The 12,282-nt window shown below is 60.3% G+C and carries 13 protein-coding genes; 8 read left to right on the top strand and 5 right to left on the bottom strand.

Annotation, left to right across the window (positions count from 1 at the left end):
• A complete protein-coding gene (locus L9B60_RS10820) occupies positions 1-1,461 on the bottom strand; it encodes an aminotransferase-like domain-containing protein (RefSeq protein ID WP_249678479.1) in 1,461 nt (486 codons plus the stop codon).
• 177 nt (positions 1,462-1,638) lie between these two features.
• Between L9B60_RS10820 and L9B60_RS10815 the strand changes: the two genes are divergently transcribed.
• Both L9B60_RS10815 and L9B60_RS10810 read left to right on the top strand, forming a co-directional pair.
• Positions 1,639-1,875, top strand: a complete 237-nt coding sequence (locus tag L9B60_RS10815; RefSeq protein WP_249678478.1) for a DUF1127 domain-containing protein — start codon at positions 1,639-1,641, stop codon at positions 1,873-1,875.
• Positions 1,876-1,948: 73 nt separating this feature from the next.
• Positions 1,949-2,302 carry a YkgJ family cysteine cluster protein gene (locus L9B60_RS10810; RefSeq protein ID WP_249678477.1) on the top strand — a complete coding sequence of 118 codons (354 nt, stop codon included), beginning with the start codon at positions 1,949-1,951 and terminating at the stop codon, positions 2,300-2,302.
• A gap of 18 nt (positions 2,303-2,320) precedes the next feature.
• Here the strand turns inward: L9B60_RS10810 and dadR are convergent, their stop codons facing one another.
• On the bottom strand, positions 2,321-2,809 hold the full coding sequence (dadR, locus tag L9B60_RS10805; protein WP_008366790.1) for a transcriptional regulator DadR: 489 nt from the start codon (positions 2,807-2,809) through the stop codon (positions 2,321-2,323).
• A 155-nt stretch (positions 2,810-2,964) separates the two neighbouring features.
• Here dadR and dadA point away from each other — a divergent pair, with 155 nt between their 5' ends.
• The 5 genes from dadA to L9B60_RS10780 all read left to right on the top strand — a co-directional run bounded on the left by dadA (position 2,965) and on the right by L9B60_RS10780 (position 7,003).
• Positions 2,965-4,266 carry a D-amino acid dehydrogenase gene (gene dadA, locus L9B60_RS10800; protein ID WP_249678476.1) on the top strand — a complete coding sequence of 434 codons (1,302 nt, stop codon included), beginning with the start codon at positions 2,965-2,967 and terminating at the stop codon, positions 4,264-4,266.
• Entirely contained in the window at positions 4,238-4,591 is a 354-nt protein-coding gene (locus L9B60_RS10795) for a RidA family protein (RefSeq protein WP_249678475.1), read from the top strand. The genes dadA and L9B60_RS10795 overlap by 29 nt, the downstream gene beginning before the upstream one ends.
• Positions 4,592-4,664: 73 nt before the next feature.
• A complete protein-coding gene (gene alr / locus L9B60_RS10790) occupies positions 4,665-5,738 on the top strand; it encodes an alanine racemase (RefSeq protein WP_249678474.1) in 1,074 nt (357 codons plus the stop codon).
• 118 nt (positions 5,739-5,856) lie between these two features.
• Complete coding sequence (locus L9B60_RS10785) at positions 5,857-6,405, top strand: cupin domain-containing protein (protein ID WP_249678473.1); 549 nt, start codon at positions 5,857-5,859, stop codon at positions 6,403-6,405.
• 193 nt (positions 6,406-6,598) lie between these two features.
• The gene (locus tag L9B60_RS10780; protein WP_249679706.1) at positions 6,599-7,003 is read left to right on the top strand and encodes a c-type cytochrome; all 405 of its coding nucleotides are present in this window, start codon (positions 6,599-6,601) and stop codon (positions 7,001-7,003) included.
• Here L9B60_RS10780 and L9B60_RS10775 read toward each other — a convergent pair.
• Entirely contained in the window at positions 6,981-7,496 is a 516-nt protein-coding gene (locus L9B60_RS10775; protein WP_249678472.1) for an N-acetyltransferase, read from the bottom strand. The genes L9B60_RS10780 and L9B60_RS10775 overlap by 23 nt on opposite strands.
• 116 nt (positions 7,497-7,612) lie before the next feature.
• On the opposite strand from L9B60_RS10775, the gene L9B60_RS10770 reads away from it, so the two are divergent.
• A complete protein-coding gene (locus tag L9B60_RS10770) occupies positions 7,613-9,562 on the top strand; it encodes an acetyl-CoA hydrolase/transferase C-terminal domain-containing protein (protein WP_249678471.1) in 1,950 nt (649 codons plus the stop codon).
• Between the two features lie 71 nt (positions 9,563-9,633).
• Here L9B60_RS10770 and L9B60_RS10765 read toward each other — a convergent pair whose 3' ends face one another.
• A complete protein-coding gene (locus L9B60_RS10765; protein ID WP_249678470.1) occupies positions 9,634-10,206 on the bottom strand; it encodes a xanthine phosphoribosyltransferase in 573 nt (190 codons plus the stop codon).
• A 55-nt stretch (positions 10,207-10,261) separates the two neighbouring features.
• A complete protein-coding gene (gene rep / locus L9B60_RS10760; protein WP_249678469.1) occupies positions 10,262-12,271 on the bottom strand; it encodes a DNA helicase Rep in 2,010 nt (669 codons plus the stop codon).
• Between the last annotated feature and the right edge of the window lie 11 nt (positions 12,272-12,282).

The following is a 12,282-nucleotide window of genomic DNA, read 5'->3' as shown; positions in this document are numbered from 1 at the left end:
TTAGCGGCGGCCTGTGGGATCAAGTTGAGCGGGCGGGTGCGGGTCGATTTCGGCCAACAACTGCGCGGCCATGGCGCCGACCTTTTTTACCGCCGCCTCGATCTCGACGTTGGCACGGGAGGCAAAGTTCATCCGCAGACAGTTTCGATACTTGCCCGAGGCCGAGAAGATGCTGCCCACGGCAATTTGCACACCCTGCTCCAGTAAAGCTCGGTTCAGGCGCAGCGTGTCGAAACTTTCCGGTAATTCCACCCACAACATGAAGCCCCCCATGGGCCGGCTGGCGCGGGTGCCCGCGGGGAAATAGCGGGTGACCCAATCGATCATCTGGTCGCGGCTGCGCTGGTACTGGCTGCGCATGCGGCGCACATGAGGTTCGAAATGACCGCCGGCCAAAAAGTCCGCGATGGCCAGCTGTGGTTGGGTGGCAGTGCAGCCGGTGCCAATGTATTTCATGTGCAGCACTCGCTCAAGATAGCGGCCCGGTGCCACCCAGCCGATGCGCAGGCCGGGTGCCAGGGTTTTGGAAAAGGAACTGCAAAGCAATACACGGCCGTCTTCGTCGAACGACTTGATGGTGCGCGGGCGCGGGTAGGTGTAGGCCAATTCGCCGTAGACATCGTCTTCGATGATCGCCACGTCGTAGCGCTGGGCAAGGGTCAACAGGGCCCGTTTGCGTGCTTCGGGCATGATGTAGCCCAGCGGGTTATTGCAGTTGGGGGTGATCTGGATGAGTTTGATGGGCCACTGTTCCAGCGCCAGTTCCAGCGCCTCCAAGCTGATGCCCGTGACGGGATCGGTGGGGATCTCCAGTGCTTTCATACCCAGGCCCTTGAGGGTTTGCATGGCGCCATGGAAGCTGGGCGAGTCCACCGCGACGATATCCCCCGGCTCGCACACTGCCCGGATGCTGCTGGACAAGGCCTCATGGCAGCCGGTGGTAATGACCAGGTCTTCGGCGCCCAGATGGCAGCCGGAGTCCAGCAACAAGCGGGCGACCTGTTCGCGCAGGGCGAGGATGCCGTAGATGGTGTCGTAGTACATGCCTGGCATGTCCTGCCGTCGACTGATCTGGGCCAGGCTGCGCAGCAATGGCTTGAGCGTGGGGCTGCTGATGTCGGGCATGCCGCGGCCCAGTTGCACCACGTCCTTGCGAGGCGGGTTGCGGATCAGCTCGATCACTTGGTCCCACTGGGAAATTTCCACTGGGCGTTGGGCTGGCCGGCCTACGGCTGGTAGCGCCGGCAGTTCACGACCATTGCTGACGAAATAGCCTGACTTGGGTTTCGGCGTTGCCAGCCCATTGTCTTCCAGTACCCGGTAGGCCTGCTGCACGGTGCTCAGGCTGACCCCATGTTCAGCGCTCAAGGCGCGCACCGAAGGCAAGCGATCACCGGGGCGATAGAAGCCTTGTTCGATGCGTGAGCCCAGCAATTCAGCCAGGTTGACATAGAGGGTCATGGGCATACTCCGGTGGCGAGGCGCTGAACAACCCATACAGATGGACAGAAAAATCGGGATTCAGCTGGTTACAGAAAATATCTGTATGGAAATAATAATGGATATTTGGATCTGTAACGAGATCTGTATTGCGTTCACTCTTGTTCCAAGGCGACCCCCACCTTGAGGAGCATGAAAATGAACGGCTTGACCGATGTACGGCTGATGTTGCTGAATCAGGAACTGCTGGATGAACAGGGCAACTGCGTGCGTCACGCCAGCGCCCCATCTGGCATGAACCGCTGGCAGCTGATGTGGCATCGTCTGACCACCCGCCGGGCCTTGCGTGAGCTGGACGCCGATCAACTCAAAGATATCGGCCTGACACCCCGGCAAGCGTATCGCGAGGGGGTCAAGCCGTTCTGGCGCGACTGATCCGACGGCGTGAGGCTTTCCTGGGCGCGGCAGGGCAGGCAAAATAGCCCTTCAAACGCACAGGAAATGCCCCATGAGTTGCAACAGCCACAAAATCCGCTTCCTGCGCGATCAAATCCCCTCGTTCGAATGCGTGCCCGGTTGCCACGACTGCTGTGGGCCGGTGACCACGTCTTCCGAAGAAATGGCCCGCCTGCCACGCAAGACTGCGGCCGAGCAGGAAGCGGCACTCAACGAGTTGAACTGTGTGCATCTGGGGCCCAATGGCTGCACAGTTTATGAAGAGCGGCCGCTGATTTGCCGGTTGTTTGGCACCACGCCCAAGTTGCCCTGCCCCAATGGGCGGGGACCGGCGCAGATGATTGATCCGCTGGCCGAGAAGCAGGTGCATCACTACATCGCGACGACGCGTCAGGTGTTGGTCTGATCCGTACGCGACGGTAGATCAATCCGGAATCGGCAAATTCAGGCTCTCTTTCACCTCTTCCATCACGATATAGCTCTTGGACTCACGCACGTGGGGCAGCTTGAGCAGGATGTCGCCCAGCAGCTTGCGGTAAGAAGCCATTTCTGAGATCCGCGCCTTTACCAGATAGTCGAAGTCCCCTGACACCAGATGGCACTCCAGTACGTGGGGAAGCTTCAGCACGGCGCGTCGGAATTCTTCGAAGGTGTCGCCAGACTTGTAGTCCAGGCTGATCTCCACGAACACCAGCAGGCTGCCCTTCAGGTGTTGCGGGTTGAGCCGGGCGTTGTAGCCCATGATGATCCCTTCGCGCTCCAGCCGGCGTACGCGCTCGGTGCAGGGCGTGGTCGACAGCCCCACCTTTTCGCCAAGTTCCGTGAAGGAAATCCGCCCGTCTGCCTGCAGGATGCGGAGGATATTGCGGTCGATCTTGTCGAGCTCACGTTTGCTCTGATGTTGCGTGCGCATAGGAGATGCCCCTCCGTAAAAGCCGTTTTTGCCGAGAATTGTCGCCAAATATAGGCTTTTATATAGTGAAATGCACTGGCTGAAGATTTTTATACTGCGCACATATTGGCAATAAACACCAAATGTCAGCGGTTATCCGCGTTGAGGGTTTGATCATGCGAGTTCTGGTTCTTGGCGGCGGCGTCATTGGCACGGCCAGTGCGTACTACCTGGCTCGGCAAGGCTTTGAAGTCGTGGTGGTCGATCGGCAACCGGCGGTGGCCATGGAAACCAGCTTTGGCAATGCCGGGCAGGTTTCGCCAGGCTATGCCTCGCCATGGGCAGCGCCAGGTGTGCCGCTAAAGGCCATCAAATGGCTGCTGGAGCGCCATGCGCCCTTGGCGATCAAGGCCACGGCAGATATCGACCAGTACCTGTGGATGGCGCAAATGCTGCGCAACTGCACGGCCAGCCGCTACGCAGTGAACAAGGAACGCATGGTTCGCCTGTCCGAGTACAGCCGTGACTGCCTTGACGAATTGCGCGCCGAAACGGGTATTTCCTACGAAGGGCGCTCCCTGGGTACGACGCAACTGTTCCGCACCCAGGCCCAGCTGGACAATGCCGCCAAGGACATTGCCGTGCTGGAGCAGTCCGGCGTGCCATATGAGTTACTGGATCGTGCCGGGATCGCCCGTGTTGAGCCGGCCCTGGCCAATGTCACGGATATCCTGGCTGGCGCCCTGCGCCTGCCTAACGACCAGACGGGCGATTGCCAGATGTTTACCACGCGCCTGGCCGAGATGGCTGTGCAGTTGGGCGTGGAATTTCGTTTCGGCCAGTCCATCGAACGCCTGGACTTCGCCGGCGACCGCATCAATGGCGTGTGGATCGATGGCAAGCTTGAGACCGCCGACCGCTACGTGCTGGCACTGGGCAGCTACTCGCCGCAATTGCTCAAGCCGTTGGGCATCAGGGCGCCGGTCTACCCGCTCAAGGGTTACTCGCTGACCGTACCTATCACCAATGCAGCGATGGCGCCTACCTCGACCATTCTGGATGAAACCTACAAGGTTGCCATCACCCGCTTCGATAACCGCATCCGCGTGGGCGGCATGGCTGAAATCGCCGGTTTTGACCTGTCGCTTAACCCGCGTCGTCGCGAAACACTGGAGATGATCGTCAACGATCTCTATCCTCAAGGTGGTGATCTGCAACAGGCCAGTTTCTGGACCGGCCTGCGGCCGACCACCCCGGATGGCACGCCTATCGTCGGTGCCACGCCGTTTCGCAACCTGTTCCTCAATACTGGCCACGGCACCCTCGGCTGGACCATGGCCTGTGGCTCTGGCCGCCTGTTAGCCGACCTGATGGCGCGCAAAAAACCGCAAATCAGTGCCGAAGGCCTCGATATTTCCCGCTACGGTAATTCCCAGGAGACTGCAAAGCATGTCAATCCAGCGCCAGCTCACCAATGAGCGCCTGAGCCAGATCGTCACCCATAACGGCACCGTTTACCTCGCCGGCCAAGTGGGCGACGACATGGCTGCAGGCGTCGAGCAGCAAACCCGCGAGACCTTGGCCAACATCGAACGCCTGCTGGACCTGGCCGGTACCGACAAGAGTCGCATCCTGTCGGTAACCATCTACCTGAAGGACATCGACGCGCATTTCGAAGGCATGAACAGCGTGTGGGACAAGTGGCTGCCAAAAGGCATCGCCCCGGCCCGCGCTACCGTGGAAGCCAAGCTCTGCGAGCCGGAAATCCTGGTAGAGCTGTCGGTTATCGCGGCACTGCCTTAAGCAAGATCCCTCGCCCGGCGTCGCCTTGTCGTCGCCGGGTTTTTTTCGACATTAGCCAGCCCAGAAGAAGACCATGCGTCCTGCCCGTGCCCTGATCGACCTCCAAGCGTTACGCCATAACTATCGCCTGGCCCGTGACACCACCGGTGCCAAGGCCCTTGCCGTGATCAAGGCCGATGCCTACGGGCATGGTGCCCTGCGTTGTGCCCAGGCGCTGGAAGCCGAGGCCGACGGTTTTGCAGTGGCTTGCATCGAGGAAGCACTGGAGCTTCGCGCCGGAGGTATTCGTGCGCCGATCCTGTTGCTGGAGGGGTTTTTCGAAGCCAGCGAGCTGGAGCTGATCGTCGAGCATGACCTCTGGTGCGTTGTGCATTCGTTGTGGCAGTTGGAAGCGATCGAGCAAACCCGTGTGGCCAAGCCGTTGAACATCTGGCTCAAGCTGGATTCGGGCATGCACCGCGTGGGCCTGCACCCCAAGGATTTCCAGGCCGGCTACCAGCGCTTGCTGGCCAGCGGCAAAGTCGCGCGCATTGTGCTGATGAGCCACTTCGCCCGTGCCGATGAACTCGATAGCCAGGCCAGTGCCGAGCAGGTCGTGGTGTTTGAAGAGGCCCGCAAGGGTTTGGCGGCTGAAGTCAGCCTGCGCAATTCACCCGCCGTACTGGGCTGGCCGAACATACCTAGCGACTGGGTACGCCCAGGCATCATGTTGTACGGCGCCACGCCGTTTGAAGTACCCCAGGAAGTTGCCGCGCAGTTGCAGCCGGTAATGACCCTGGAGTCCAAGGTGATCTGCGTGCGTGAGCTGCCGGCGGGCGAGCCGATCGGCTATGGGGCCAGGTTCATCACCCCTAAACCCATGCGCATCGGCGTGGTCGCCATGGGCTATGCCGACGGTTACCCGCGCCTGGCGCCAACGGGTACCCCGGTGATGGTCGCCGGCAAACGCAGCCAATTGCTGGGCCGCGTGTCGATGGACATGCTGTGCATCGACCTGACCGACGTGCCCGAGGCAGGCTTGGGCAGCACTGTGCAATTGTGGGGCAAGGACGTGCTGGCCAGCGACGTGGCCATTGCCGCCGGCACCATCCCCTATCAGATCTTCTGCAACGTGCGCCGGGTACCGATGCTCTATTCCGAGGGCTGAAGCCTGGGTAGACCTTCTGAAAGGTGCGGATATGGGTCCAAGTGTTGTAAATACTGAACGCTGTTGCCATGATAACGTTCATCTTGACCCTATTCGCAACACCCAGGAGGCTCCAGCATTGGACGTCGGTGAACGACTGCAAGCCATTCGCAAACTCAAAGGTCTGTCCCAGCGTGAGCTCGCCAAGCGTGCGGGTGTCACCAACAGCACCATTTCGATGATCGAAAAAAATAGCGTGAGCCCCTCCATCAGTTCTCTGAGAAAGGTGCTTGGCGGCATTCCAATGTCCATGGTGGAGTTCTTTTCCGAAGAGCTGGCGCCAGAGAACCCTACCCAAATCGTTTATAAAGCCAACGAGCTGATCGATATCTCCGATGGTGCCGTTACCATGAAGTTGGTCGGCAAGGCGCACCCGAGCCGGGCAATCGCATTTCTCAACGAGATTTATCCACCGGGCGCCGATACCGGTGTCGAAATGCTCACCCATGAAGGCGAAGAAACCGGGATCCTGCTGGAAGGCCGCCTGGAGCTCGTGGTGGGCCTGGAAACCTTCGTGCTCGAGGCCGGCGACAGCTATTACTTCGAGAGCACCAAGCCCCATCGGTTTCGCAACCCCTACAGCGAGCCGGCCCGTCTGATCAGCGCCGCCACCCCTGCCAACTTCTGATTGCCGATACACCGCTACACTCTTGTCTTGAGGGGGCCGTGACGAACTGCCGTCACGGTAATACCCTTTAAGACTATAGGGTCGTTTCAGTGTGGCGGGCATCCCGCTATACTGGCCACCGCCTGCGAAAACCGTGGCCGCAGGCGTGAAAAGCCACCATGAGGGTGTACGCGTGAATAAAAAGATCAAGAAGATGCTGGCCGCACCGGCAACCGTATTGGCCCTCTGGGCTGTTTGTGCTCAAGCTGCGACAAACGACGACATTGCCAAGCGCCTGGAGCCGGTGGGCCAGGTGTGCGTGCAGGGCAAAGAGTGCCCGGGCATGGAGGTCGCCGCTGCTGCCGCTGGTGGTGCCGCCAAGACCCCTGATGAGGTGATTGCCAAGCACTGCAACGCGTGCCACGGCACTGGCCTGCTCGGCGCCCCTAAAATCGGTGACGCGGCCGATTGGGGCAAGCGAGCCAAAGAGCAGGGCGGGGTCGATGGCTTGCTCGCCAAGGCCATCACCGGGATCAACTCCATGCCGCCCAAAGGCACCTGTGCCGATTGCTCCGATGATGAGCTCAAGGGTGCGATCAAGAAGATGTCCGGGCTCTAGTCCTGGCAGCGTCGGTGGTGAGGACGTCATAGCCCTCACCGCCCAATTCGAAATGGGCGACGGTCTGCATTTTCAATTTGCGGTGTGCGCCCAGCGAGGGCCCGTTCGACTGCTTGATGAACAGGATGCCCTGGCGGTGGAGCATGACCTCATCCAGGGCGTCGAACAGGATGCCCAGTACGCCTTGGCCACTCATCGACGCATCAATGCATACCGGGCCGTAGGCGTAGGCATCATCGTTGCCGGGGAACACTTTCAGCATCGCCACCACGGGCGGTACTTGCGCCTCCGCCTTTTCTGCACTGAACAGTACGCCAACCACACGGCCTTGCCTGATTGCCAGCATCACTGGCGAGCCCGTCTTCACCCAATCGCCTACGGTTTGCAGCGTCCAGTTGCCGCTAAGGGGCTTGTCTTTGCCAGCGTAGGGCGCCATCAGGTCGACAATGTCTTGAACATCGCTGGTTGTGGCTAGTCTTGTTGCTATGGTCATGTTGCCAAACCCTGTTAGTTGGATCATTTCAGTATGGCGAACTATCAGCAGCGAGCGAGTTGATTACTGTAACAAGTGGTCTAAGCCCAACTGAATAAAAAGCCCGGAGGTTTTCGATGACGCAAACCTGTTCAATCGAGCGTGCGGTGGACGAGGTGCTGGCGCGCCTGCCCGCGCATATCCACATGGGCATGCCGCTGGGGCTGGGCAAGCCGAATCGTTTCGCCAATGCGTTGTATAAGCGAGTGAGCCAACTGCCGAATCGTCGGTTGACCATCTACACCGCCCTGAGCCTGGGCCGCCCATCCTTGGGGGATGGGCTGCAGAAGCGCTTTCTCGAACCCTTCGTGGAGCGGGTATTTGGTGACTATGTGGAGTTGGACTTCCTGGCCGACCTGCACCACGACAGCCTGCCCGCCAATATTCGCGTGGAGCAGTTTTTCATGCAGCCTGGCAGCCTGTTGCACAGTGCGCCGGCGCAACAGGACTACGTCAGCAGCAATTACAGCCACGCGGCGCGAGACATCAATGCCCAGGGCCTGAACCTGGTGGCGCAGCTTGTGGCCCAAGACCGCTATCGGCCGGATCACTTGAGCCTGAGTTGCAACCCCGACATCACCCTCGACCTGCTGCCGATGATTGCCAAGCGCCGGGCTGCGGGCGAAACCATTCTGATGCTGGCGCAAATTCACGCCGACCTGCCCTACATGCCCGGCCATTCGGAAATCCAGAGCGAGCAGTTTGACCTGCTGATCGACGAGGCCGAGCGCACCACGCTGTTTTCCACGCCCAACATGCCAGTGGGTTTGCAGGACCATTTCATCGGTTTGCACGCCAGCACGTTGGTGCGCGACGGCGGTACCCTGCAAATCGGCATCGGCTCCATGGGCGACGCCCTGACCGCGGCCCTGCTGGCGCGCCAGGCGGATAACGTCGGCTATCAGGCACTGATGGGCGACCTGGACCTGGCACCTTGGCAAGGCTTGATCCACCGCGAAGGCGGCCTGGCACCCTTTGCCAGCGGGCTGTACGGTTGCAGTGAAATGTTCGTCAATGGCCTGCTGGCCCTGGCTGAAGCGGGCATCATCCGCCGCCGTGTCTACCCGGATGCAGAGCGCCAGGCGCAGGCCAATGCCGGCACCCTGGACGAGACACGGGAGCCCGATGGCGTGGTGATCCACGGCGGTTTTTTCCTTGGGCCGCAGCATTTTTACCAGCGGCTGCGCGAAATACCCAACTGCGCGCTGAAGCAGTTCGACATGACTGCCATCAGCTATATCAACGAACTGTACGGCGACGAAGCACTCAAGCGCCTGCAGCGGCGCGATGCGCGGTTTATCAATACCGTGTTCACCGTCACCCTGTTGGGTGCAGCCGTTTCCGATCAATTGGAAGACGGCCGGGTGCTGAGCGGGGTTGGCGGGCAGTACAACTTCGTGGTGCAAGGGCATGCCCTGCATGACGCGCGTTCGATCCTCATCCTGCGCAGCTGGCGTGAATCGGGCGGCGACGTCAGCTCCAATATTCTCTGGGAGTACGGCCATTGCACGATCCCGCGGCACCTGCGCGACATCGTCGTGACCGAGTACGGCATTGCCGACCTGCGTGGCAAGACCGACGCCCAAGTGATCGAGGCACTGTTGACCATCAGTGATTCACGCTTCCAGCAGGGCTTGATGGAGCAGGCGCAAATCGCCGGCAAATTGCCCAAGGATTTCCGCCTGCACCCGCGTTTCACCGACAACACGCCACAACGGCTGCAAGCGATCAAGGAGCGGCACGAGAAGCTGTTCCCCGAATACCCGTTGGGTTGTGATTTCAGCGGCGAAGAGCGTGATTTGCTGCGGGCGTTGAACTGGCTGAAAAGCAAATTCAAGCTGACCGAATTGCTCGACCTGGGCAAGGCGGCGTTGGATGCGCCCGAGGCGTCGGCGTTCCCGCTGCATTTGCAGCGCATGCAGTTGGCAAAGCCTGAGGGGTTGCGCGAGGACTTGTTGCAGCGGTTGCTGCTGGCGGGGTTGCAGGCGACTTATGTGCCAGAACCGTTGAGCTACTTGAGGGGTTGAGGGGGCTTTCGCGGATAAATCCACCCCCACGTTGTTTGTAGGAGCGGATTCATCCGCGACGCTTTTGACGCTTATTCGATGAACGTCACGACACCACCGGCCAGCGACTTGACTCGCGCCAGCGATTCCACGTGGTAACCCTGCGCGTCCAACTCCGCGCGGCCGCCCTGGAACGACTTTTCGATGACGATACCCAGGCCCGCCACGCTGGCGCCGGCTTGCTTGATGATCGAGATCAGTGCCTGGGAGGCTTTGCCGTTGGCCAGGAAATCGTCGATCACCAGCACGCGGTCGCTGCTGTTGAGGTGGCGGGGCGAGATGGCAACGGTGCTTTCGGTTTGCTTGGTGAACGAATACACCGTGGCCGACAGCAGGTTTTCAGTCAGGGTGAGCGACTGGTGTTTGCGCGCGAAAATCACCGGCACGCCCAGCTTCAAGCCAGTCATCACGGCCGGGGCAATGCCGGAAGCTTCGATGGTGACGATCTTGGTCACGCCGGAATCGGCGAACAGGCGGGCGAATTCGTCACCGATCTGCTGCATCAGCACCGGGTCGATCTGATGGTTCAGAAAGGCGTCGACCTTCAGTACCTGTTCGGAAAGCACGATGCCTTCTTCGCGAATCTTCTTGTGCAGTGCTTCCACGGCGGTTCCTCAATATACGCAATGGCCCCGGCAGCAGGGCCAGGGCGTTGTTGAATTATCGTTTGAGCATGGCGCGGATATCCGCCAGTGCTGTGTTGCCGCGTACGGCTTTGACTTCCGTCGGCGTGTCGTCGTTGCCTTCCCAGGCCAGGTCATCGGGCGGCAGCTCATCGAGGAAGCGGCTAGGGGCGCAATCGATGATCTCGCCGTACTGCTTGCGCTTGGCCGCGAAGGTGAACGCCAGGGTCTGGCGGGCGCGGGTGATGCCCACATAGGCCAGGCGGCGCTCTTCTTCGATGGTGTCGGCCTCGATGCTGGAGCGGTGCGGGAGGATTTCCTCTTCCATGCCCATGATGAACACGTAGGGGAACTCCAGGCCTTTGGATGCATGCAGCGTCATCATCTGCACGCCCTCGGCCCCGTCTTCCTCTTCCTGCTGACGTTCGAGCATGTCGCGAAGCACTAGTTTACCAATGGCTTCCTCGATGGTCATGCCGCCATCTTCGTCTTTTTCCAGGGTGTTCTTCAGCGCCTCGACCAAAAACCACACGTTGCTCATGCGGTAATCGGCGGCCTTGTCGCTGGAGCTGTTGGTGCGAATCCAGTTCTCGTAGTCGATGTCCATGACCATGCTGCGCAGCGCACCGATCGGGTCCTCGCCGGCGCATTGCTCGCGCACCTTGTCCATGTAGCGCTTGAAGCGCGACAAGCGATCGGTGAAGCGGCTGTCCAGGTGTTCGCCCAGGCCGATTTCGTCGGTGGCGGCATACATCGAGATTTTACGCTCGGTGGCGTAGTTGCCGAGTTTTTCCAGCGTGGTGGAGCCGATCTCGCGGCGCGGCACGTTGATCACGCGCAAAAAGGCGTTGTCGTCGTCGGGGTTCACCAGCAGGCGGAAGTAGGCCATCAGGTCTTTGACTTCCTGGCGCCCGAAGAAGCTGTTGCCGCCAGACAGGCGATAGGGCACCTGGTGGTGCTGCAGTTTCAGCTCGATCAGCTTGGCCTGGTAGTTACCGCGGTACAGGATGGCGAAATCGCTGTAGGGCCGATCGGTGCGCAGGTGCAGGCTGAGAATTTCCACGGCCACGCGCTCGGCTTCGGCGTCTTCGTTCTTGCAGCGGATCACGCGGATTTCATCACCGTGGCCCATCTCGCTCCACAGCTGCTTTTCGAAGGCGTGGGGGTTGTTGGAGATCAGTACGTTGGCGCAGCGCAGGATGCGGCTGGTGGAGCGGTAGTTCTGCTCCAGCATCACCACTTTCAACGACGGGTAGTCGTCCTTGAGCAGCATCAGGTTTTCAGGCCGCGCGCCGCGCCAGGCATAGATCGACTGGTCGTCGTCGCCCACCACGGTGAATTGGTTGCGGGTGCCGATCAACAGCTTCACCAGCAGGTATTGGCTGGCGTTGGTGTCCTGGTATTCGTCCACCAGCAGGTAGCGCACCTTGTTTTGCCACTTCTCCAGGATATCGGCGTTGTCCTGGAACAGTTTGACCGGCAACAGGATCAGGTCGTCGAAGTCCACTGCGTTGAACGCCTTGAGCGTACGCTGGTAGTGGGTGTAGACGATGGCGGCCGTCTGCTCCTTGGGGTTGCGCGCAGCCTCCAGGGCTTCGGCAGGCAGGATCAGGTCGTTTTTCCAGGAGCCGATCATGTTCTTGATCTCGTCGACGCCGTCGTCGCCCGAGTATTCCTTTTGCATGATGTCGGTCATCAGCGCCTTGACGTCGGTTTCGTCAAAGATCGAGAAACCCGGCTTGTACCCCAGCCGCGCGTGCTCCTTGCGGATGATGTTCAGGCCCAGGTTGTGGAACGTCGAAACCGTCAACCCGCGACCCTCGCCGCCGCGCAGCAGGGTGCCGACCCGCTCCTTCATCTCGCGCGCGGCCTTGTTGGTAAAGGTCATGGCGACGATGTACTGGGCTCGGATACCGCAATTCTGGATCAGGTGCGCGATCTTGCGGGTGATCACGCTGGTCTTGCCGGAGCCTGCACCGGCGAGCACCAATAGAGGGCCGCCGACATAGTTCACGGCTTCTTGCTGCCGGGGATTGAGTCGGGACATGCGGAAAAAGG

It is taken from the genome of Pseudomonas abieticivorans (assembly GCF_023509015.1).
Lineage (GTDB): Bacteria > Pseudomonadota > Gammaproteobacteria > Pseudomonadales > Pseudomonadaceae > Aquipseudomonas > Aquipseudomonas abieticivorans.
This window is presented reverse-complemented; position numbering and strand designations above follow the sequence as displayed.